The organism is Providencia alcalifaciens, assembly GCF_915403165.1.
GTDB lineage: Bacteria > Pseudomonadota > Gammaproteobacteria > Enterobacterales > Enterobacteriaceae > Providencia > Providencia alcalifaciens_C.
Window position 1 is genome coordinate 1,853,267 of the sequence record NZ_OU659204.1, and the last position, 23,657, is coordinate 1,876,923.

General features: G+C 39.5%; 21 protein-coding genes. 14 read left to right on the forward strand and 7 right to left on the reverse strand.

The features are described from left to right. Position 1: 1 nt before the first annotated feature. Both minD and minC read right to left on the reverse strand, forming a co-directional pair. On the reverse strand, positions 2–817 hold the full coding sequence (minD, locus tag LDO73_RS08560; RefSeq protein ID WP_224061029.1) for a septum site-determining protein MinD: 816 nt from the start codon (positions 815–817) through the stop codon (positions 2–4). Between the two features lie 23 nt (positions 818–840). Then, the gene (gene minC, locus LDO73_RS08565; RefSeq protein ID WP_036948199.1) at positions 841–1,566 is read right to left on the reverse strand and encodes a septum site-determining protein MinC; all 726 of its coding nucleotides are present in this window, start codon (positions 1,564–1,566) and stop codon (positions 841–843) included. A 129-nt stretch (positions 1,567–1,695) separates the two neighbouring features. On the opposite strand from minC, the gene LDO73_RS08570 reads away from it, so the two are divergent. The 8 genes from LDO73_RS08570 to LDO73_RS08605 all read left to right on the forward strand — a co-directional run bounded on the left by LDO73_RS08570 (position 1,696) and on the right by LDO73_RS08605 (position 10,783). Continuing rightward, on the forward strand, positions 1,696–1,965 hold the full coding sequence (locus tag LDO73_RS08570; protein WP_036948197.1) for a YcgL domain-containing protein: 270 nt from the start codon (positions 1,696–1,698) through the stop codon (positions 1,963–1,965). Positions 1,966–2,014: 49 nt separating this feature from the next. After that, entirely contained in the window at positions 2,015–3,118 is a 1,104-nt protein-coding gene (locus LDO73_RS08575; RefSeq protein WP_224061030.1) for a lytic murein transglycosylase, read from the forward strand. Positions 3,119–3,138: 20 nt separating this feature from the next. Next, on the forward strand, positions 3,139–3,795 hold the full coding sequence (locus LDO73_RS08580) for a fumarylacetoacetate hydrolase family protein (RefSeq protein ID WP_154603877.1): 657 nt from the start codon (positions 3,139–3,141) through the stop codon (positions 3,793–3,795). Positions 3,796–3,812: 17 nt separating this feature from the next. Continuing rightward, positions 3,813–4,256: a YcgN family cysteine cluster protein gene (locus LDO73_RS08585; protein ID WP_224061158.1), complete on the forward strand. Its 444-nt coding sequence runs from the start codon at positions 3,813–3,815 to the stop codon at positions 4,254–4,256. A gap of 1,668 nt (positions 4,257–5,924) precedes the next feature. Then, positions 5,925–6,500, forward strand: coding sequence for a fimbrial protein (locus tag LDO73_RS08590; protein ID WP_224061031.1), 576 nt, complete (start codon positions 5,925–5,927; stop codon positions 6,498–6,500). 88 nt (positions 6,501–6,588) lie between these two features. After that, positions 6,589–7,290 carry a fimbrial biogenesis chaperone gene (locus LDO73_RS08595; RefSeq protein WP_224061032.1) on the forward strand — a complete coding sequence of 234 codons (702 nt, stop codon included), beginning with the start codon at positions 6,589–6,591 and terminating at the stop codon, positions 7,288–7,290. Between the two features lie 8 nt (positions 7,291–7,298). Then, positions 7,299–9,776, forward strand: a complete 2,478-nt coding sequence (locus LDO73_RS08600; protein ID WP_224061033.1) for a fimbria/pilus outer membrane usher protein — start codon at positions 7,299–7,301, stop codon at positions 9,774–9,776. Beyond that, complete coding sequence (locus tag LDO73_RS08605) at positions 9,767–10,783, forward strand: fimbrial protein (protein ID WP_224061034.1); 1,017 nt, start codon at positions 9,767–9,769, stop codon at positions 10,781–10,783. The genes LDO73_RS08600 and LDO73_RS08605 overlap by 10 nt, the downstream gene beginning before the upstream one ends. 237 nt (positions 10,784–11,020) lie before the next feature. On the opposite strand, the gene LDO73_RS08610 is transcribed toward LDO73_RS08605, so the two are convergent. Next, positions 11,021–11,332 (reverse strand): helix-turn-helix domain-containing protein, encoded by a 312-nt coding sequence (locus tag LDO73_RS08610; protein WP_224061035.1) that lies wholly within the window; start codon positions 11,330–11,332, stop codon positions 11,021–11,023. Positions 11,333–11,958: 626 nt separating this feature from the next. Here LDO73_RS08610 and grxB point away from each other — a divergent pair. Then, entirely contained in the window at positions 11,959–12,603 is a 645-nt protein-coding gene (gene grxB, locus LDO73_RS08615) for a glutaredoxin 2 (protein WP_224061036.1), read from the forward strand. Positions 12,604–12,685: 82 nt separating this feature from the next. Here grxB and LDO73_RS08620 read toward each other — a convergent pair whose 3' ends face one another. Together LDO73_RS08620 and LDO73_RS08625 are read right to left on the reverse strand one after the other, a co-directional pair. Beyond that, positions 12,686–13,123 (reverse strand): META domain-containing protein, encoded by a 438-nt coding sequence (locus LDO73_RS08620; protein ID WP_224061037.1) that lies wholly within the window; start codon positions 13,121–13,123, stop codon positions 12,686–12,688. A 14-nt stretch (positions 13,124–13,137) separates the two neighbouring features. Continuing rightward, positions 13,138–14,136, reverse strand: coding sequence for a 2-hydroxyacid dehydrogenase (locus LDO73_RS08625; RefSeq protein WP_224061038.1), 999 nt, complete (start codon positions 14,134–14,136; stop codon positions 13,138–13,140). Positions 14,137–14,395: 259 nt separating this feature from the next. Between LDO73_RS08625 and LDO73_RS08630 the strand changes: the two genes are divergently transcribed. The 4 genes from LDO73_RS08630 (at position 14,396) to LDO73_RS08645 (ending at position 18,332) form a co-directional block, all read left to right on the forward strand. Then, on the forward strand, positions 14,396–14,905 hold the full coding sequence (locus tag LDO73_RS08630; RefSeq protein WP_224061039.1) for an AAA family ATPase: 510 nt from the start codon (positions 14,396–14,398) through the stop codon (positions 14,903–14,905). Between the two features lie 234 nt (positions 14,906–15,139). Continuing rightward, on the forward strand, positions 15,140–17,782 hold the full coding sequence (locus LDO73_RS08635; RefSeq protein ID WP_224061040.1) for a YdbH family protein: 2,643 nt from the start codon (positions 15,140–15,142) through the stop codon (positions 17,780–17,782). A gap of 38 nt (positions 17,783–17,820) precedes the next feature. After that, positions 17,821–18,006, forward strand: a complete 186-nt coding sequence (locus tag LDO73_RS08640) for a YnbE family lipoprotein (protein WP_036948339.1) — start codon at positions 17,821–17,823, stop codon at positions 18,004–18,006. After that, on the forward strand, positions 18,003–18,332 hold the full coding sequence (locus LDO73_RS08645; protein ID WP_224061041.1) for a YdbL family protein: 330 nt from the start codon (positions 18,003–18,005) through the stop codon (positions 18,330–18,332). Before LDO73_RS08640 ends, LDO73_RS08645 begins: the two co-directional genes overlap by 4 nt. Positions 18,333–18,392: 60 nt before the next feature. Here LDO73_RS08645 and LDO73_RS08650 read toward each other — a convergent pair whose 3' ends face one another. Further along, positions 18,393–18,992: an FMN-dependent NADH-azoreductase gene (locus tag LDO73_RS08650; protein ID WP_224061042.1), complete on the reverse strand. Its 600-nt coding sequence runs from the start codon at positions 18,990–18,992 to the stop codon at positions 18,393–18,395. Between the two features lie 222 nt (positions 18,993–19,214). On the opposite strand from LDO73_RS08650, the gene hrpA reads away from it, so the two are divergent. After that, a complete protein-coding gene (hrpA, locus tag LDO73_RS08655; protein WP_224061043.1) occupies positions 19,215–23,114 on the forward strand; it encodes an ATP-dependent RNA helicase HrpA in 3,900 nt (1,299 codons plus the stop codon). 250 nt (positions 23,115–23,364) lie between these two features. On the opposite strand, the gene LDO73_RS08660 is transcribed toward hrpA, so the two are convergent. Next, the gene (locus tag LDO73_RS08660; RefSeq protein WP_224061044.1) at positions 23,365–23,610 is read right to left on the reverse strand and encodes a hypothetical protein; all 246 of its coding nucleotides are present in this window, start codon (positions 23,608–23,610) and stop codon (positions 23,365–23,367) included. Between the last annotated feature and the right edge of the window lie 47 nt (positions 23,611–23,657).

Consider the following 23,657-nt stretch of genomic DNA (forward strand, 5'->3'; position numbering starts at 1 on the left):
TTTATCCCCCAAATAGACGCTTTAAGAAGCCTTTTTTCTCTTCTTCAATGAAACGCATAGGGAGGTCTTCACCTAAAATACGTTCTACACAGTCTCTATATGCTTGTCCTGCTTCAGAATCAGAGTCCAGAATGACCGGTTCACCTTGGTTAGAAGAACGTAAAACAGATTGGTCTTCTGGGATCACACCAACTAATGGAATGCACAGAATTTCCAAAACGTCTTCCATACTCAGCATATCACCACGAGTCACTCGACCTGGGTTGTAGCGAGTTAACAATAAACGTTCTTTAATTGGGTCTTGGCCTTTTTCTGCTCGGCGTGATTTAGAGGATAAAATCCCTAAAATACGGTCTGAGTCACGAACAGAAGAGACTTCTGGGTTAGTTGTGATAATGGCTTCATCAGCAAAATAAAGCGCCATTAATGCACCACTTTCAATACCGGCAGGAGAGTCACAGATAATAAAATCAAACGCCATTTCGTTGCTGAGTTCATCAAGAATTTTTTCAACACCTTCACGAGTCAGCGCGTCTTTATCACGAGTTTGTGATGCAGGAAGAATATGAAGGTTCTCAGTACGTTTATCTTTGATTAACGCCTGGTTAAGAGTTGCATCACCTTGGATAACGTTAACGAAGTCATAGACTACTCGACGTTCACACCCCATGATTAGGTCAAGGTTACGCAGACCGATATCGAAATCGATAACTACGGTTTTCTTTCCTTTTTGAGCTAGGCCGGTAGCTATGGCCGCGCTTGAAGTGGTTTTACCAACGCCACCTTTACCTGAAGTAACAACAATTATGCGTGCCATGAATAATTCCTTGTAAATAAGGTCTAATTTAAGTATTCAATATTAAGTTTGTTATCAACTAAACAAAGTTTAGCTGCTTTGGCGAGAAATTCAGTAGGTATCTGATCACTCAACCAATACTCGCCTGCAATGGACACTAGCTCTGCTTGCAAATGAGTACAATAAATCTGGCTTTCCATATCACCAGAGGCACCAGCAAGGGCACGACCTCTCATAACGCCATAGATATGAATATTACCATCTGCTAATAATTCTGCACCTGCACTAACATTACTTGTGACGATGAGATCACTATTTGGCGCATAAATACGCTGACCTGAACGAACAGGAGTATTGATAATACGAGTTTTGCGATAAGCAGATTCGATAGGAGCAGGTTGCGGGGCAATATCAGATTTTGCAAAAGTAACGTCATCCGTTGATGGCTCTGGCGCTTTTTTACTTTTACCTTCAATAAGGACAGGTAAGCCCGCTTCATTGATCTTTTGTCTTAACAGTGGATCAGTACAACCGCTGACGCCCACAATTCTAAGACCAGCAGAAACAATCGCTTTGTGAATACTGTACATATCCGCATGGTGAGTTAATTCTGCAACATTAATAACAACTGGGGCATTTTTAAGAAAATCAGGAGCCTGATTGACCTTGTCTTGCAGCGCTTTTTTGATGAGTTTAGGCTCTTCACTGTGTAAGTGAATGACTGAAAGAGTAAAACTGCTGCCTTTAAGTTCTATTGGCGATTGTGGCATCTATCTAGACTCAGCAAATTAAAATTTCCGAAACAATCCTCGGGTGAAGATACTCAGTAAAACAATAGCATGTTATAGTTACTGCATACTTCAAGCAAGCTTACGAACCAAGAAAAAGAGTTAAATATAATGATTTGTGCAATTTATAGAAGCCCGAACCGTGATCAAACTTATTTATATGTCGAAAAGAAAGATGACTTTTCACGCGTTCCAGAAGAACTTCTTAAGCAATTTGGCAAACCACAGTTTTCAATGTTAATTTCATTAGATAAACGTGAAAAGCTAGCAAATGCCGATATTGAGCGAGTTCGAGCTGACCTTCAAGACGTTGGTTACTACTTGCAATTCCCACCTCCGGTTGAAAATTTACTTTCTGAATATCGCGAATTAAACGACTAAGATAATTTAGGATGATCCTTAAAAAGCCATTATCGTCAGGAGGATAAAAATGAAGCCAACGTTATTATATACCTTAGTCGCTGGTGTACTTTTAGCAAGTTGCAGTGCTCCACAGACCCAAAAATCTGCAACTCAAGCAAACGAAACTCGAATTCTGACAACGGCACAAGAAGCTGCGATCGAGAAAGAAGTTATTGCGCTAGATAAAGCTTTTCCAATTGAACAACGTGAACCTTCACAATTTCCAGCTTATGTGGAATTGCTGAAACAACATGCTGCGGCTCAAGGTATCAAACAATCTACGATTGATCGTGGCTTTGCTAACATTTATTTCCTTGAACGTGTCGTAAAAGCGGATAAAGGGCAACCTGAAAAACGCGCAACAGTGACGTTAGCCAGCTATTTAAAGAATGTCTTACCACAATCCCGCATTAATGCAGGTGTTGAAAAGTACTATGAAAACCAAGCGGTATTGAACGTAATTAGCCAAAAATATGGTGTACCGCCACAATACATTGTCTCTTTATGGGGACTTGAAAGTGGTTTTGGTCGTTCACAGGGTAAAGAAGATGTGATTTCAGCGCTTGCCACACTCTCTTTTGAAGGACGCCGTGAAGCACTGTTTAGTAAGCAATTATTAGCTGCACTGGAAATCATGGATAAAGGTTATATCCCTGAAGATCAGCAACTGAAAGGTTCATGGGCTGGTGCGATGGGGCAGAGCCAATTTATGCCAACGTCTTATTTATCCTATGCCGCAGATGGTGATGGTGACGGCAAAATGGACATTTGGAATAATAAAGCCGATGTCTTTGCTTCAGTTGCCAACTATTTATCCACTGAAGGATGGCAATCTGCATTACCATGGGGCTATCAAGTTTCTCTACCTGCAGATTTTAACCGTAGTTTAGAAGGTGTTAAAACTGAACAAGGGAAAACCGTTCAGGAGTGGGAAAAATTAGGGGTTAAATTACCTGCATTTTCTCGATTATCGCCAGATGTGAAAACATGGGTAGTTATTCCTGATGACCCTGAAGGTCGAACGTTCTTAGTGACCCAAAATTTCCGCACAATTATGCATTGGAATCGTTCATATTATTTCGCATTAAGTGTTTGTATGATGGCGGATGGCATTGCTGCAAAAATACAATAACGATAATAGGAGTAACCGACATGTATCAACATCGCGACTGGCAAGGTGCTTTATTAGATTTTCCTGCCAATAAAGTAGTTTGTGTGGGCAGTAACTATGCCAAACATATTAAAGAAATGGGCTCAGCATTACCTGAGGAGCCTGTCTTATTTATTAAACCGGAAACTGCACTGTGTGACGTAAATCAGCCAATTGTTATTCCTAAAGAGTTGGGTTCGGTTCACCACGAAGTTGAGATGGCGATTTTGATCGGTATGCCTCTTAAAAATGCGGATGAAGATAGGGTCGCTCGCGCAATCGCTGGTTATGCAGTAGCTCTTGATTTAACCCTAAGGGATTTACAGGCAAAATTTAAGAAAGCAGGGCAGCCATGGGAAAAAAGCAAAGCTTTTGATGGTTCATGTCCGATTTCTGGATTTATACCCGTCAGTGGTACCAGTGACCTGCAGAATATGTCACTGAGTTTAGAAATCAACGGCGAGGTTCGTCAGTCTGGCTCGACCCGTGATATGATCACGCCAGTTTTACCGCTAATTAGCTATATGTCCCGTTTCTTTACCCTACGTCCTGGGGACGTTATTTTAACCGGAACACCGGAAGGTGTGGGGCCATTGGCTTCTGGGGATATGTTAAAGCTAACGATTAATGATAATTCACTGACCACTAGAGTCATTTAAGTATAGGATTTTGCAGTATTATGTCTCAGTTTTTCTGGCAGGTTAAAACCTTAGATGAAATGACCGATGAAGAGTGGGAGTCCCTCTGTGATGGTTGTGGGCAATGCTGCTTACATAAATTAATGGATGAGGACACCGATGAGATTTATTTCACTAATGTGGCTTGCAACCAGTTAAATATTAAAACCTGTCAGTGCAGACATTATGCAGATCGTTTCAAATATGAAGCGGATTGCATAAAACTGACTCGGGATAATCTGGAAACATTTGCTTGGTTACCAAGTACCTGCGCATACCGCTTGTTAATGGAAGGAAAGCCGCTTCCTGCGTGGCATCCATTGAAAACCGGTTCAAAAGCTGCAATGCATAATGAAGGTATCTCAGTTCGCCATATCGCAGTACGAGAAATTGATGTGGTCGAGTGGGAAGATCATATTATGAACCGACCAAATGCCAGATAATGCATCATTAATGGACTCTTCTAAAAACCCGCTTACTTATACTGAGCGGTTTTTTTTATCCTGCGCCTGTAACTAAATTCAACGCTATCAATTCGATTAAAAACGACAAATCGAATAGAAAATAATCAGCCTTACCCGCCTGTCAAGATCCTTTGTTATAAATAAGAAATCGGCATTTTGAGGTTTCTATTGAAATAGATTACTCAAACACGAGAATAAATTTGTCATATACTTAGCAATATTCAAATGTTAAATATTCTTTAATAAAAAGTAGAGTGATATTTAAATAATATTTAATCAGCCTAATTCACACACGTGGTGATTTTAAGTGATATTTCATAGCATATTGAAATAATATACTTTTCCTGTCTTATTGTGCTCAAATATCATATTGTCATTCAAGAACTAATTTAATGAGTCAATGTTATCTAAATAGAACTATGATTAACGTTATTGTCACGTTAGTTCACTGAAAGATGAGTTGAATAGGTAGTGTTAAAATCGATTAGCACTTAGCTTTAAATGCTTTTTCACTCAAAATGAAGACATAAGGTAAATCCAAAACTCATAAAATGCATTTTTAGGAATATTCCTAATATGCATTTTTTAGGCAATTTTTATAAATTTGGTCGAATTGTTCTTCTTGAAAAATAACCTTATATATCAGCTTGTTGTGTAAATCTCTCAAATTTTGATGCAGATCAAACTTTTGTCTAAAAAGTACTACCTATTTAGTATTGCTAGATCAGAAATGATTATTTCCGCTTACATAGCCTCATACCTTGATACTCTTAATAAGATTAAATTGTCAAAATCTTATTATATGACAGGAGCATTATCTTGCGGTATTTATGATTTTTTATCATAAATATTTTCCCTGCCTCTTTATCGTGTTTTTTCTATTCCCTCTACGATAGCGTTAGTCACTAAAAAAATGCCGTTATATAACTTTTTACTTCACCCTAAGGCGCTATATAGTTATAGATAATTCTTTTACTCTCATTGGGAGTTAATTAGGTATTAGAATAATAATTCGATATTTAATTTTATTTATTGGCAAATGTTTCAATATGAACATCAAGTAATTATATAAGAATATTTTATTAATTACGTATTTTTAACACGTATGGAGTGAATTCATTTTGTAATCAAAAAACTAGAAAAAGTGTCTAAATGTAAATAAAAATGCAAAATTTAACTTATATCTCAAATTTAAAATATTCACAAAAATCTCTTATATCTTATAAAATCAAAATTAAATTTTATATATTTAAATTTATCATCTTGAATCATCTAACTCAGTCTCTAAATATGACTTATTAAGTGTAATTAATATATTGACCATTTCGATTAATAGATCATTTGCAATAGCCTGCGCCTATCAAAATGTTAATAAGCCAAGATAAAAACGATTTAATGACACATAAGTTTTTATGTATTCTTTGCTTCGAATTAGTGGTCATACAACTTGTTGGTCAAAAAACAGAATGCACTGAGCTACTTTTTATTTTTGCATTACGGGGATCCGTTAGAAGCTCTAAATATGCTGACTTCTGGCTGTATTTTAATACGGTCTAGCTCTGTTTTTGCTGTTACCCAAGAATGAATAAAAGACCTCTTAATAATTTGTATAAGTAATAAATAAAAAACTCATCTTAGGAATTGAAAATGAAAAAAGTTTTACTGACTGCTATCGCAGCAACAGTTCTTAGCTTCACAACAGCAAACGCAGCAACTTCAGTTGGCGGTGGCCAAGTTAACTTCAATGGTAAAGTTATGGATGTTTCTTGTAACGTTTCCGTTGATGGTCAAGGCAGCGATGCAACAGTGTATTTAGCACCTGTTTCTTTACAAGAAGTTAAAAACGGCGGCGCTAACACTATTTTAAAACCAAAAACTTTCGCTATCGAAATCAGTGACTGCGCACAAAGCGGCAAACCTGTTACTGATACCGCAGCTTTAGGTGTGCGTTGGACTGGTGGTAACTTAGCCGCTAATACTAACGGTAGCTTAGCTAACACTGTTGTTAATGGCGCTAAAAACATCCAACTAGCACTGTCTACTGACGGCGCAAAAACCACTAAAATTTTCCCGGGTCAAGCAAGCCAACCAAAAGCAGTTGGTGAGAAAAACGGTAGCAATACCCGTTTCACTTACTATGTTGGTTACTCTACAGCAACTCCTGACACTGTAAGCGCGGGTGAAATCCAAAGCTACGCGACTTACGAAATTACTTATAACTAATTTTTCAGTCAGTTTTTATCGGCATTTTCGATAAAAGCATGAGTTAGTAAGCGGTGGGTAAACTGCCGCTTTTTGCTTTGAGGCCCACATGAAAGCCATTCTATTTAGCCTTTGCTTACTGTCGAGTGTGACAGCATTTGCAAATAACATCATCGTTAACGGTACTCGTTTTGTTTATCCTAGCGATGAAAAAGAAATCACGATCCAATTAAATAATACGGCTGACCGTCCTGCTATGGCCCAGACATGGCTTGATACAGGTGATGCATCTGAAACACCTGATACCATTAAAACGCCATTTCAACTCACACCGCCGATTTCCCGAATTGAAGCAAAAGGTGGCCAAACTATCCGCATTAAGCTGATGGATAAATCCGCCTTACCGCAAGACAGAGAATCCTTATGGTGGCTGAATCTGTTAGATATTCCACCAATGGTCAAAAATAAAGCAGAAGAAAATCAAAATGTGCTGCAATTGGCTATTCGTTCTCGTTTTAAATTTTTCTATCGCCCATCAGGCTTAGGTAGTCGCGAGCTTGCGCCTGAGCAACTCGTTGTTAAAGCTGATGGCAGCAAACTTAATATCGGCAACCCGTCGCCATACTTTATTACTATTACAAAAATTTCTACTGATGGTTCTAACGGATTGAATAATGAAACAATTTTTTTAGAGCCTAAAAGCCAGTCGACAGTGACGCTCAAGCGAGTACTGACGTCAGGAACTAAGATTATTATTAACAATATCAATGATTACGGCTCAGATGTAGCGGTAAAAACTACCGTTAAATAGGATTTAGAATGAAGCAGAGAGAGTTCAAAAATAAATATACAAACTTACTCTCAGTGACAGTTTTAGTCACAGTCTGTGCTTTACCGTCGTTTTATGCTTGGAGTGAAGAAGAAGATACCACGTATGAATTTAACAGCGGTTTCATTATTGGTAGCCAAGAAAACGTTGATTTTGACAGATTTAATACAACAGGGATCAGCCCAGGAAAATATTCCGTTGATGTGTATACCAATGGGAGTTGGAAAGGGCGATATGACCTTGATTTCGTCGCAAAAGAAAATGGACAGTTAGGAACCTGCTACACCCCAACGCTGTTATCTGACTTGGGTATTAATGTCGAAAAATTTGCACCGACGGCAAAACTCGATAGCAAAGAGTGTCTTTTTTTAACTCAGTGGAATAGTGACCCTGATGTTACCGACACATTTCACTCATCAACATTACGAGTTGATATTTCTGTCCCTCAAATTTATGAGCAGAAATCATCTCGTGGCTATGTCTCTGAACAGTTCTGGGAAACTGGGATCCCTGCGTTGAACCTGGGCTATATGAGTAACTATTATGATAGTCACTCAAACGGCAACAACAATGCGAGTGCTTATCTCGGATTAAATGCAGGATTAAGCTATGACGGTTGGTTATTAAAGCATATTGGAAATTTAAATTGGCAACGTAAAGAGGGTGCAAATTGGCACAGTAACCAAACCTATTTACAGCGCCCTATTATTGGATTGAAATCTAAAGCAACCGCAGGGCAGTTTTATACTGACGGGGATATGTTCGACAGTATCAGTTTATTAGGGGCTAAAATTGCCACTGACGATACGATGTATCCTGATAGCATGAGTTCTTTTGTACCTGAAATTCGTGGTGTTGCACAAAGCAATGCCCTTGTTACCGTCAAACAAAATGATGTCGTTATTTATCAAACCTCAGTTTCTCCAGGACCATTTAACCTCAATGATGTGTACCCATCCGGTTATGGTAATGACCTTGTCGTGACTATCAAAGAGGCCGATGGAAGTGAGTCTTCCTTTAGTGTGCCTTACACGTCGATGGCTCAGTTACTACGTCCAGGTTATACCCGTTATCAACTTTCAGGTGGTAAATCGGACGCTAAAGGTATTAGTAACCGACCATTTATTATGCAAGGTACTTTGCAGCACGGTTTAAATAACACCTTTACACTGTATGGTGGTGTCACTGCATTTGATGATTATCAGGCTTATTTGTTAGGGGCGGGAGTGAATACGGTCATTGGTGCGGTTGCCGTGGATGTCACTCAATCAAGAACTGTATTCAATCAAAAAACGGATATGGGGCAAAGTTACCGGTTTACTTTTAACAAACTATTTTCTGATACTGACACAAACCTTGTATTAGCGGCATACCGTTATTCAACAGAAGATTATTACAGTCTTTCTAATGCGCTTTACACTATTGATGCGGATAAGAAAGGAATAGATAGCTCATTAGGGCGCGAGAAAAACGGTTTTAGCTACACAATTAACCAAAATTTACCGTATGACCTAGGAAGTTTTTATTTCACTGGACGTATTTCAAGTTATTGGAACCGCAGCGGTATCGAAAAACAGTATCAATTAAATTACAACAACCAATTTGAACGCTTTTCGTATGGCATCTCATTTATGCGAGTCTATTCAGATAATACGCAAAGAACGCAAGATGACCGTGTGAGTTTAAATGTGAATTTTCCTCTCTATTTCGGGGATCGCAATTACGCAGCTATTACCTCAAACACCATTTTTAATAATGATAAATTTGGTTCCTCACAAGTAGGGGTTAATGGATCATTTGATGCGGATAATAATTGGACTTATGGTTTAAATACGTCGTTTGAAGAACGTGGTAATAGTAATTTTGCACTGAACACGGGATACCAAACTTCAGTCGTGAATACGAATGCTAACTACAGCCAAGGTAATGGTTATCATCAATATGGTGCTTCCGCCAATGGCTCAATGGTGGTGCATGCTGGTGGAGTTACATTCTCGCCGAATACCTCTTCAACGATTGCATTAATAGAAGCGAAAGGTGCTGAAGGGGCTTCTGTCATGGGATCACAAAATACAAAAATTGATAGCCATGGGTATGCGTTAGCGCCTTATGTTCGTCCTTATCGTATTAATAATGTCGACATTGACCCGAAAGGTAGCCCAGAAGACATTGTGTTTAACAGCACCACAGCGCAAGTTGTACCGTATGAAGGTAGCGTAGTAAAAGTTGTTTTTGATACGAAAGTTGAGAAAAATGCGGTGTATAGCGTCGTTCGACCAAACAATAAAGCGCTGCCATTCGGTGCCAATGTTTTGGATCCGCAAGGGAGTTACATCGGGGTTGTAGGGCAAGGTGGTACAGTCTTTATCAGTAATAATGAATCTAAACTTGCGACAGTGAAGTGGGAAGGTGGAGAGTGCTCATTCCCATTAACGGCGGAAAACAGTCAGGAGAGTCTATGTCAATGATCAATAAATGGCGCTGGCTAATTGGCGCTGGTGTTCTCCTTGCTACTCAGTATGCATTAGCGTTCGGGTATGCAGATGTTTGTTATCGCAAGAATGTAAGACCCATAGATCTCAATATGTCTTTAGGCAATGTTGTTGTTGATCCAAACCTTCCTGTTGGAGGGGTTATTATGAGAAAACAATGGCCTATGCGTACTAATGGCTATCAATCGTATTTAACATGCTATGGAACGAATGCGTTGCAAGCTGAAGTGGTGATGGGCGGCCTGCGTCATTTAGGTGATGGTGTTTATCAGTCGAGCATCCCAGGGATAGGTATGAAATTTGAACGAGGTGGAAACCAAGTCAATATTCTCTATCCCGGTACTCATACGATTTATGGCGGACGAAATGGTGTAAACGTATACCTAGAAAACTCAACATTCACATTAACGTTGATAAAAACCGCACGAAAAACAGGTTCTGGCACAATTGCTAATGGGCAGTACACCGAATATGGTTACAAACATAATACGGATCCGCTAATTCGGACCTATCTACAAGGAAATGCAATCACGATTGTATCGCCATCTTGCTTAATCAATGGTGGGCGAGAACAGAATGTGACACTCGCGCCGATAAAGCGTAATCAGTTGACTGCTTATCAAGCACCTGTGGGAGAGATTGATTTTGATATTACCATGGAGTGTAACGGTGGAATTACCTCTTCAGGCTTAACTACATTTAATATTGATTTTCGTGGAAATGCTTCGGTTAGTGATGTTAATGGTGTATTAAGAAATGAAGAAGCTGGAACTAATGGTGCAAAGGGTGTTGGCATTCAAGTGATAGAGAGAAGTAGTAAAGCACCATTAAGTTTTACTCGTAGTTATAAAGTAGGTACCGTAGTGAATAATCAGGATGACTTGTTAATTTTTCCTTTAACAGCTCGATATTTTCCTTATGAAAGAGCAATTTCGGCAGGTGATGTTCGATCACACTTAGTTTTCAATGTCACTTACGATTAAAAATCATATTAAGTTTCTATAGAAAATCGCATATTTTTAATAAAAGATATGCGATTTTTTTATTTCTAAATGAATACTGGTCAGTGGTGTGAGGTCGGATGTTTTATTATATATATAATATGCAATTTTAATTTATTCTAAATAAATAAAAATACCCAGAAAGCTAATTTTAATCAATAAAGATTAATAACTACATTAGCTTTAACTGGGTACTTTTAGGTAATCAAAAAAAGATTGTTATGCGTGATGTTTAGATGGAATAATTACACTTTCTGCTGCGTATTGTAATTCTCTATTCGGAATATCGAATGAATGGTCATCGCTATTATTAATTTCACTTCTATAACCGTTAAAGAACCATTCAATGGGGCACATTAAAATTTCAGAAATATCAAGTAGATGGTCGATTGGGATCTTGTTGACACCATTTTCATACCGCGATATTTGCTGCTGACTTAAATGTAACTTATTTGCTAGATTTGCACCTGACAAGCCTAGTTCTTTTCTCCGGTTTTTTATTCTAAGACCAATGACACTATGAATGTCCATATGACATACTCAACTTATTATTAAGGTTATTATCAGTCGTTTTCACTGTATATTATATTAAATTACAAGCTGGTTTAAAAGCTAATAATTAAAATTAACGTCAAATTAAAGTATTTAACTTTCAATGATGGCCTTTCATTTAATGATAGTCATATTCGAAAGTTTGACGCTTGTTGCTGTAATGCCATTTTGAATATTCTGAATTAAAATGACAATAAGAATATCCCGCTAGAATTATGCGGTTAAACCTGTCTATTTAATAAATTAGATATTTTCTTGTTTGTGATTTAATTGTTTAATTCATTGATTAGTTTGGTTAAATTGTTCCATTTTGGAACTTTCTGGTTGAGTTGGGGATATTCTCTGTTTTTTTATCCCTCTGGAATTTATTTATTTTAAACATAAATTAAAATATAAATACATGAATGTAAAATACAAGAAAACACTTTTCTCATGAATTAAAATTTAATTAATTTTTTATTTTATTTAGGTTTTATAATTAGATATAACCAAATTCATTATATTAAATAATAAAAAAGAAATTCCTTTAGCGCTACACTAAGTATAAATATCAAGTATACTTGAGTTAACTTAATTCGCTTTATCACTGAGTGTGCGAGGGTAACATGAAACTGTATATCTATGATCATTGTCCATTTTGTGTTCGTGCCAGAATGATTTTTGGCTTAAAAAAGGTTGCGGTAGAAGAAGTTATTTTATTGGATAACGATATCGAAACCCCAACACGTATGATAGGGCGTAAAATGGTACCTATTCTAGAGAAAGAAGATGGTAGCTACTTACCTGAGAGTTTAGATATTGTGCATTACGTTGACCAATTAAGTGAGCCTCGTTTAGCCGCAGGGGAAATTAGCCCTGAAATTGATAGCTGGTATAAAGCGGTTTCTTCAACAGTATCTAAATTAGTGACACCACGTTTTACTGAATCTGAATTTCCTGAGATAGCGACGGAGGCGGCTAAAACTGCATATATCCAGCGTGTTAGCAAGTTCCATGGTGATGATTTATCGGTGCTTCGTAAAGAAACTCACACGCTGTTGATTGAGTTAGAGCCGCATATGGATCTACTAGATGTATGGCTAGAAAAGCGTAGCAAAGCACTTGTGGATATTAATGATTTTATTATCTTCCCTGTGTTGCGTAGCTTAAGTATCGTGAAAGAAATAGGTTTTAGCACCACAATTCATGACTATATGGACCGTATATCAAAAGCGACAGGAATTAATTTGTTATTCAGCCAAGCCAAATAGTGTTTAAGTAATACTAATAGAAAAAGATAAAAAAACCGCCAGATTAAAAATGGCGGTTTTTTATTTTGTAATAAGAGCAGAATCACTGCATATAATCACTTAAGGTATAAACAAGTTTATAATGTCCCTGTGTCAACGTTAAATGACCTTTGGTTAATGTTACTGTTGCACCATTTTTCAGCATACGGTTAATTAACGTATCCCATCGTGAAAGATCCTCATCTACGCACTCTAATTCTGTTTTACTTAATGTTTTAACTTTTAATGTTGCATTATTAATTGTGCCCATTCCGTTAAAGTCATTACACATAGAGGCAGAGACAAACATTTTTTCACCGAATGAAATAGATGGTACGGTCTGTTTTTTGGCAATGCGCTGACCATCCACTTCAGTTAAGACAAAATTATGATGCATCAGCTGTTGCTCAAGGGATTGCTGACGACTACCCGCCTTTACTTGATGGGTTTGGCAAGCGGCAAGTAACAAACCAAAGAGCGTTAGCGGGATCAATCTTTTCATAATACGAGATCCTGCTAAGGCTTCACGACATTTGGGCAGTTCTCGCCACGACTGATTTGTTGAATATTACTCAGTGTTGTTAAGCTAATACTTGTTAAAGCTTCTTCGGTTAAAAACGCCTGATGACCGGTAAATAAGACGTTATGACAAGAAGACAATCGGCGGAAGATATCATCTTGAATCACATCATTAGATTTATCTTCAAAGAATAGATCTCTTTCATTCTCATACACATCCATGCCCAATGCGCCAATCTTTTGGGATTTAAGTGCATTAATAGCAGCAGCAGAATCGACTAAAGCTCCACGGCTGGTATTGATGATCATCACGCCCGATTTCATGCGATTAAACGCATTTTCATCCAGTAAATGGTGGTTTTCCGGTGTTAAAGGGCAGTGCAGAGAAATAACATCGGATTCTCGATACAAGGTGTCTAAATCGACATACTCGGCACCCATATCAAGGACAGCTTGGTTAGGGTATGGGTCATGAGCCAGTAAGCGCATTCCAAATCCTTTTAAAATACGTAAAGTAGCTTGGCCAATTTTGCCCGTACCAATAATGCCTGCAGTACGGTTATGCATATTAAAGCCAGTTAAACCTTCGAGAGAAAAGTTAGCATCTCGCGTACGCTGATATGCGCGATGAATACGGCGATTCAAACATAGCATCATACCAACCGCATGTTCTGCAACAGCTTCAGGAGAGTAAGCGGGAACGCGAACGACTTGAATGCCCAACTCATTGGCGGCATCTAAATCAACATTATTAAAGCCGGCGCAGCGTAACGCGAGAATATGTACATCGAGAGCTGCGAGCTCTTCCAGCACAGCACGGTTCGCTTCATCATTAACAAAAATGCAGACTGCATCAGCACCGACGGCGTTTTTGGCTGTCTGAACCGTTAATGGAAAATCAAAGTATTCAATATTAAAATTAAACTCTGATTGTTGGTTGACCTGCTCCATATGTTTACGATCATACTGTTTGGTGCTATAGGAAACAATTTTCATCAGAGGAACTCCATAATTTATAGGAACCAATAAAATGACAAGCTGTAGGTAAAATAAACAAACCTACAAAAATATGCATTCAGAATAAGACAATTAGTGGCGTAAATCACCTCTAAATTAAGAAAATATCTAACTGTTTACGTTTGATTTTTGTTTACACACTATCTTTAACAAAGACGGTCATTTTTAGTGTTAAAATAATGCGATTGTTAAGCTTTGCTTTTTCTTCTTTAAAGAATAGATAACGTTAAGGGGTTGCGTGAAAATTTGCATTATTGGTATATCTGGGGCAGGGAAAACAACACTCGCTCAAAAGTTATCGAAAGAATTTAGTCTCCCCGCATATGGTTATGATGAAATTTATTGGGATAAAAGCCAGATGGAGTATGTCAAAAACCCTCAGGATAAAATTAAATCTCTGGTGGCTGATATCAAGTCTCAAGATAACTGGATAGTGGAAGGGGCTTATGATAAGCGCCTAGCGCCATTTTTTGCAGATAGCTCATTCATTATTAGATTGAAAATTCCATATCGAGTTTGCGCTTTTAGGGTCATTAAACGCTTTTTATTATCACAATTGGCAGGGGTGCGACCGAAAGAAACATTGATGAATACGTTAGAGCTACTACGTTTTGCTAAACAATTTGATCTGCGATTGGATGAATTTTTTGCAGCTAATCCGATATTTGCCGAAAAAGTGAAGGTTGTGCATGATATACAATCATGTTCTCGTGAAATTGCCAACCATGCAGCATCACACAATCACTAAGAACTGACTGAAAATAATGAAGTAATGGCGTGAACGATAGGGTTAGGTTGTTCATTTCGGCTTTAAAAGATTAGAATATATTCATCTAAATAGAGAAAGTTATTATGGAAATGACCTACATTGCAATGCAAGTCGTCGAGCTTCTCGTCCCAATGCATCCTTTCACTTTATTTTCATCCATCTCATCAATGATATTTATCGCTGCTTCATGAAGATGATGCTCAGAGAATATGTATGAAACGGGCAATAAAAATACTGCTCTTCTTATTAGGGGTGAGTGTTGTGCTCCTAATCATATTATGGTCAACATTAACCCGTTGGGCCCCCGTGGTTGCGAGTCATTTTTTACCGCCGCCAGTGACGCTGTCACTTTCTGAACCACAACTTGTTAATCATCAAATTAGATTCCCGAGTGTGGGATTAAGTGCAAATAATTGTTCTCTTGTCACAGTAACGGATGCCAGAATCTCTTTTTTCCCGATTAGAGCCAAAATTGATGGACTTGATGTTAATGCGGAATGTTTGGATAGCATTAAAACGAGTGAGGAATCACCAAGTTCTCCTGTAAACATCACGGAGATACTGGAAGAGATCCCGCAATTTTCACTCGTCATTGATAAAATCACACTGCATTCTTGGGAGCAATATCAAGGGAGTTTATGGTTACGCAGTACCGCTGATTCTCCACTTATGTTGGATTATCAAGGAGAAAATGTACGGGTTTCTTCTTTTGTTAATTCGCAAAATCAACTGATTGTGCAGCAGTTTTCGGCAACGTTACCTCAGAGCACATTAGCGTTAGAAGAGTTGCAAGCACTGGGTCAAAGTAAGCCACAAGAAGAGTCTCAACATATTGAATTAACTGCACAATTGGCTTTACCTCTGACGACGGCTCAACTGCCCGAAACGGGAGATATCGAAGCTCAATTTAAGCTTATTGAGTTAAATAAACGCTTAAATACAAAACTGCATTGGCAGCGTGACCAAGGCTTACTGACCGTTACGGATCTTGAGCAGCAACAAGAATTATTCCATCTTCCATGGCAGGTTTCATCATCACAAGTGATCGTAACGGATGGCCAATGGCGCTGGGATGACGCACAAATTCCACTTCATGGTGGAATTGCATTTCAAATAGATAACTGGAATCAAACCTTGAGTGAGTTTGTGGTTTCAGGTCGTTTGAACATGTTGACTGATGCGAAAAAAGGAAAAGCTAACTTAGTCCTTACGCTTGAACCTAGCCGTATCAATCTCCTCGATGCAAATATTGATTTTAGACTCAACGGTCAAGTGAAATACGATGACATGGTGCTGGATATCAATTTGCCAGCGAAAATTGCAGGTCAGTTGGTTTCACCTACCGTCGCATTTATGCCTGGTTCATTAATGAGAGCCTATGGGCGGGTTTCACCGACGATTCTGTTACGGGAAATACGCTTGCCTTTGGCGGGTACCCGTTTAAATGCCGAAGGTATTTCGGGGCGCTTACAAGCGATTTTAAAAGTAAAAGAACAGTATTGGGGTGACTTTGATATTCATCTCGATGGTAGCGCGAATAAGTTTAATATTGATAAAGGTAAATGGTTCTGGAATTACTGGGGAAATGCTCAGCTGCCTGCTTTAGCCGCTCGTTGGGATGTTAAAGGTAACGGCAGTTGGCAAGATACTCAATTAACGCTCAATAGCTTAAATACGGGGTTTGACCAAATTCAATATGGTTTACTCTCCATGTCCGCTCCGCGCCTTAAATTGACATCCCCGTTGGTTTGGCAGCGAGATCTAGCAAAAGCTGATTTTTATGGCGCATTGCAATTAACCAGTAACCGAATGTTATTTGGCGCAGACAGCTATTTGCCTAAAATTACGGCAAATGCAGAACTTAAAGGAACATCCCCAGCCAGTTTTCAGTTAAAAGGGGATTTAAGTACCCGGCAAGTAGGGCCTATCGTCATCTTTGGACGCTGGGACGGCGAACGTCTGCGTGGTGAAGCGCGTTGGCCAGAGCAGTCAGTTAAAGCATTTCAGACATTAATTCCGAAAGATCTAAATATTGAATTACGAGAGGGTAAACTATTTTCTCAAGCTGCTTTTTCCATGACGCCAGAAAATGGTTTCATTGCTGGTGGACACTGGCGAGTGCAAAATACGAGCTTATGGATGAAGGATGGTGAGCTTAGTGGCTTGGATTTTGTCTTACCGTGGAAATTACACAATAGTACGTGGACATTAGGTGAAAAATCACCCGTTGAATTACGAATAAAACATATCACGAATTTATTCGAATTCACTGATGTCAAAGCGGATTTATCGGGAACATATCCTCCGACGGAAACTCATCCAATCCAACTGAGTAATGTTGGATTTAAAATGTTAGGTGGTGAAATTAATCTCGATTTACTTCGCTGGCCACAAAATAAACCCGCTACGATTAGCGTCCATCAAGTGGAACTTAGCGAGCTATTCACAAAACTAAAAGTTTCACAATTTGCGGTTTCTGGTCGAGTAAATGGCGAGTTGCCATTTTACCTGAATAACCCTGATTGGATTATTAAAGGGGGATGGATGGAAAATAACGGGCCTTTGACATTACGCTTAGATACCAATTTTGTAGAGTCTATTGCCAAAGATAATATTTCAGCGGGATCGGCGATTGGATGGCTACAATACCTTGAAATTCAACGCAGTCGTACGGATGTGAATGTCACAAACTTGGGGTTGCTCACTATGTCGACTATTCTTGAAGGGTATAACACCAAAGAAGCTAAGAAGCGTGAAGTTCACTTAAATTATCACCATGAAGAGAATATTTTTCAGTTATGGCGTAGCTTACGGTTTGGTACTGGTTTAGAAGAATGGCTCGAGAAGAATATATAAAAGGGAAAAGAACTAACGTGAAAATATTAAAATTGATCATGATGATGGCAATGGCGTCGCTATTAACGGCATGTTTACGCGTAGAGGTCGCTACGCCAGATAAACCAATTAACATCAATATGAATGTTAAGATTGAGCATGAAATTCAAATTAAAGCTGACCGACAAGTGGAAGAGTTATTAAAAGAAAACAGCGATCTATTCGGTGAGGTACCTGCGAAATGATGAACTGGTTTAAAGTCGTCACGTTATGTTCCACATTAAGCATATTTTCTGCATTTGCTCTGACGGTGGAAGAAGGTAAAACTCACGGTATTGTGGGGGAGACCTTATCGGGGTATTTGGCGGTAATTGACCAAAGTAGTGCAGATGCAAAGCAATTGGTTGAACATATCAATGCCGAAAGAAAAAATCGATATACAGAAATTGCAGATAAAAATGGGCTTAAAACCAATGATGTCGCAAGAATGGCAGGGCAGAAATTGGTTGAACGCGCACCAGCAGGAGAATATGTACGCGGTATTAATGGACAATGGATGCAGAAAAAATAAAAATGCGCACTATTTTTAATTCTAGATGAAACAAGTGCGCATTATTTTCGATTTTAACTGCTAAGCAATCAGTGAATCAATATGGTTTCGCGCATGTGATTGCGCTTTCTCTGCGGATTCAGCGCCTAACGAGGTGCCTTCTGCGAAAATAAATTCAATGTCTTTAATGCCAATAAAATTCAAAAATAGGGTGATGTAAGGCACCATGATATCCGTTGGTGTATCTTTATAAATGCCGCCTCGGCTTGTCAGAATATATGCACGCTTATTGGTTAATAAACCCACAGCACCTTGTTCGGTATATTTAAAGGTATGGCCAGAGCGGGCGATAAAATCAAAGTAATGCTTCAGTTGAGATGGAACCGAAAAGTTGTACATCGGTGCGGTTATCACTAAAACATCATTATGTTTAATCTCATCAATGAGCTGATTTGATAGGTCTAAATGTGCTTGTTGCTGCGCGGTTATAGTGTCAGTAGGTGCAAAAGCTGCTAAAATTTCCCCATCAATCGCAGGGATTGGCTGGTGAACTAAATCTCGAACTGTAAATTCATCATCGGGATTTTTTTCTTGCCACTGTTGTACAAAATAATCAGCCATTTTATTGCTGTGTGAATAATCTGCCAAAATGCTTGATTTCAATAGTAGTACTTTACTCATTATTTTCCTCGAAACTCATGTGTCTATCTCATCAGATAATGATGATACTCGGTATGTGGCAGATTAATAGGAAGAAATTTAGAAGGCACACTTCAAAAAAACTGATGGTATTTGTATGAAATAACTAAAATCATAAAACAAACCAAAATATTATCTTTAGCCACCATAAGATTATAGGTCGATGAGTGGCGTTATAATGAATTGAAAAATAAGGATTTAAGAATGGATCCCATTCTATCAGCATTACATGCTGAAATTGAACAAATATCACTGCGTGATCAATGGCAACTGAAGAAACGCCTCCACGGTATCGCAAAAATACAAGATCAAAAATCTCGTATGGCAGTTATCGAGGTCATCAAAGGGGATATTGCAAAGGCAAGACAGAAGGTTGAGAAAAAAAGCCTGAATATGCCGAAAATTGTTTACCCCGAAAACTTACCGGTTAGCCAAAGAAAACAAGCTATTTTTGATGCGATTAATCAGCATCAAGTGGTGATCATTGCCGGTGAAACGGGATCAGGTAAAACCACGCAGATCCCTAAAATTTGCTTAGAGCTGGGCCGCGGCGTGAAGGGCTTTATTGGTCATACTCAGCCAAGAAGATTGGCGGCTCGCTCGGTGGCTTCGCGCCTTGCTCAAGAGTTAGAGTGTGAGCTAGGCACAAATGTCGGTTATAAAGTTCGCTTTAGTGACCAAGTGAGTGATACCACCCAAGTTAAATTAATGACAGATGGTATTTTGCTGGCGGAATTGCAGAATGATAAATTGCTGTTGCAATACGACACAATTATTATCGATGAAGCCCATGAGCGCAGTTTAAATATTGATTTTATTTTAGGTTATTTACGTCAATTATTGCCTAAGCGTCCTGATTTAAAAGTCATTATTACATCTGCAACGATTGATCCAGAACGATTCTCTCGACACTTTGGTCATGCGCCAATTGTGGAAGTTTCAGGGCGGACATACCCGGTTGAAGTACGTTATCGCCCAATTATGGGGGATGATAATGACAGCGAACGTGACCAAATTGACGGTATTGTCGATGCGGTTAATGAGCTCGGGCGTGAAAGTGCCGGTGATATTCTGATATTTATGAGTGGTGAGCGAGAAATTCGTGACACCGCAGATGCACTATCCAAGCTACAGCTACGCCATACGGAAGTCTTACCGCTATTTGCACGGTTATCTAACAGTGAGCAAAACCGTATTTTTCATCCTCATGGTGGTCGCCGAATTATTCTTGCCACTAACGTGGCAGAAACCTCACTGACGGTTCCGGGGATCAAATATGTGATTGATACGGGTTATGCGCGTATCAGTCGTTATAGTTATCGTACCAAGGTACAACGCTTACCTGTCGAAGCGATTTCGCAAGCGTCCGCCAATCAGCGTAAAGGGCGTTGTGGTCGTGTTTCGGACGGTATTTGCATCCGCTTGTATTCTGAAGAGGATTTCTTATCTCGACCAGAGTTTACCGATCCTGAAATCCTGAGAACTAACTTGGCGTCGGTCATTTTACAGATGACCTCAATCGGACTTGGGGATATTGCGGCATTTCCATTCGTTGAAGCGCCGGATAAGCGTAATATTCAAGATGGTGTCAAATTACTGGAAGAGCTTGGTGGGATCCAACCTCATAAAGATGCAGACAAAGGTTATCGATTAACTGATATCGGACGCCAGCTAGCACAATTACCCGTTGACCCGCGTTTAGCGCGAATGGTGATTGAAGCCAGAAAGTATGGAGCGGTACGCGAAACAATGGTGATTGTTTCAGCATTATCGATTCAAGATCCCCGCGAAAGACCGCTGGATAAGCAGCAAGCTTCTGATGAAAAACATCGACGTTTCCATGATAAGCAATCGGATTTTCTGGCATTTTTAAATCTGTGGGACTATTTAAAGCAGCAGCAAGAGGAATTATCTAACGCACAGTTTAGAAAAATGTGCCGTCAGGATTTCCTTAACTATTTGCGAATTCGCGAGTGGCAAGATCTCTACACTCAGTTACGCCAAGTCGTGAAAGAACAAGGATTTGCTATCAACAGCGCACCAGCAGATTTTCGCAGTATTCATGTCTCCCTATTGGCGGGGTTGCTCTCGCATATCGGTCAGAAAGACGCTGAAAAACACGAATTTACAGGGGCAAGGAATGCACGGTTTACTATCTTCCCAGGTTCAGGCTTATTCAAAAAACCACCGAAGTGGACGATGGTTGCTGAACTGGTTGAAACCTCAAAGCTGTGGGGACGGATTGCGGCTTCCATTGATCCTGAATGGATAGAACCACTCGCCGAGCATTTGGTGAAACACCACTATAGCGAACCCCATTGGTCAAAATCAGAAGGTGCTGTGACAGCATCGGAAAAAGTGACTTTATACGGATTGCCGATTGTTGCTTCACGCCAAGTTAATTATGGCTCGATTGATCCATTATTATGCCGCGAACTCTTTATCCGCCATGCGCTGGTGGAAGGTGACTGGAATACCCGTCACGCGTTCTTTAGAGCTAACCTAAAACTGTTATCAGAAGTGGAAGATTTGGAACACAAATCACGCCGCCGTGACATTTTAGTGGATGACGAAACACTATTTGCGTTTTATGACCAGCGTATCCCGAATGATGTGATTTCCTCTCGTCATTTTGATAACTGGTGGAAAACTGCATCAAAACAGCAACCTGATTTGCTCAGTTTTGAAAAAAACATGCTGATCAAAGAAGATGCTGGGAATGTGTCGGCGCTTGATTACCCAAATTATTGGTATCAAGGCGATCTCAAATTTCGTTTAAGTTACCAGTTTGAACCCGGCACTGATGCTGATGGCGTCACCGTTCATATCCCATTAGCTATTTTGAATCAGGTGCAAAATGTGGGCTTTGACTGGCAAGTACCGGGTCTGCGCCATGAACTAATCGTTGCACTAATCAAATCATTGCCTAAACCTATCCGTCGCAATTTTGTGCCCGCGCCAAATTATGCTTCTGCATTTTTGGAGCGAGTTCCGACCCCAGAAGGGAGCGTGTTAGATAAGCTAGAGCGCGAGCTGCGTCGAATGACGGGGGTAACGGTCGAGCGTGAGGCTTGGCAGTTAGACCAACTCCCAGTGCATTTAAAAATGACCTACCGAGTGGTGAATGACAAAAATAAAACCGTTGCGGAAGGGCAAGATCTGGATGCTTTAAAAGACAGCCTTAAGGAAAAAGTGCAAGAAACACTGTCCGAGGTTGTGGATGATGGTATTGAACAAAGTGGCTTGCATATTTGGAGTTTCGGCGAGTTACCACAACGCTATGAACAAAAACGCGGAGGATACTCAGTTAAAGCCTATCCTGCGTTAGTGGATGAAAAAAACAGTGTGGGGATCCGTGTTTTTGAAACCGAATTCGAGCAACAGCAAGCAATGTGGGGTGGAGTTCGCCGATTATTACTCTTAAATATTCCTTCACCAATCAAATATTTGCATGAAAAGCTACCGAATAAATCCAAATTGGGGCTCTATTTTAACCCTTATGGCAAAGTGCTTGAGCTCATTGATGATTGTATCGCGTGCGGTATCGATCAGTTAATTGCAACCTATGGTGGCGCGGTATGGACTGAAGAGCAGTTCGAATCATTAAAAGAGTACGCGAGAGCGGAATTGAACGATGTGGTGGTGAATATCGCCAAGCAAGTTGAACAGATCTTAACGGCGGTGTTTGCTATCAATAAACGGTTGAAAGGCCGCGTTGATTTTTCGATGGCGCTCGCATTGTCTGATCTCAAAGCTCAAATGTCAGGATTGGTATTTAAAGGGTTTGTGACGGAGCAGGGCTGGAAGCGCTTACCGGATATCTTACGCTACTTAAACGGTATTGAACGCCGATTGGAAAAGTTAGCCATCGATCCAAATCGTGACCGCGCGCAGATGAGCAAAGTTGAACATGTGCAAACCATGTGGCAGCAGTGGATGAGTAAACTAACGCCACTACAAAAGCAGCTACCAGAAGTACAGGAAGTTCGCTGGATGATTGAAGAGTTACGTGTGAGTTTATTCGCCCAACAGCTTGGAACGCCATATCCGATATCGGATAAACGGATCATTCAAACCATGGAAAGTTTAACGCAGCAACTATAGCTTGGGATTAATGATAGCTTTAGGCTGACGATAATTTATTCGTTAATAAGATAAAAATGCGCGACGTGGTAACTGTACCGTAACTGTACCATCCGCGCATTTTTATTGTGAAATAACCATAGAATTGATTACGAGTGAGTTTTACTACTCAACCTTTATTTAGTTACAACATACTAATGAGTTTCTACCATTTCTACATTAGCAACTGAGTTGTACGCAATATATTTATCTAGCTAGCGTTGTTTTGGGTTTATCGTTCAACAGTTCGTTCTATTTGCTGCTGAGTCGCTAATTTAAACTGAAAGCCTTCGACACGCTCTTGCGCTTTAATTTCAGGTAACTTTTGTTGAAAGGGGGTTGGTTGTTGAACAAGGGAAGGTTGGGTTACAGCGGCTATATTTTGTGTCATAGAATGTATCGCTTCTGACGATGAATGAATAAAAGCAGGGTGATCAGCAAATGTGACGGTACGTAGATTCGTTGGGGTTACGTGCATTTGAGTTTCCTTATTGGTGAATAGTAATTCAAAAACTACATCACAAA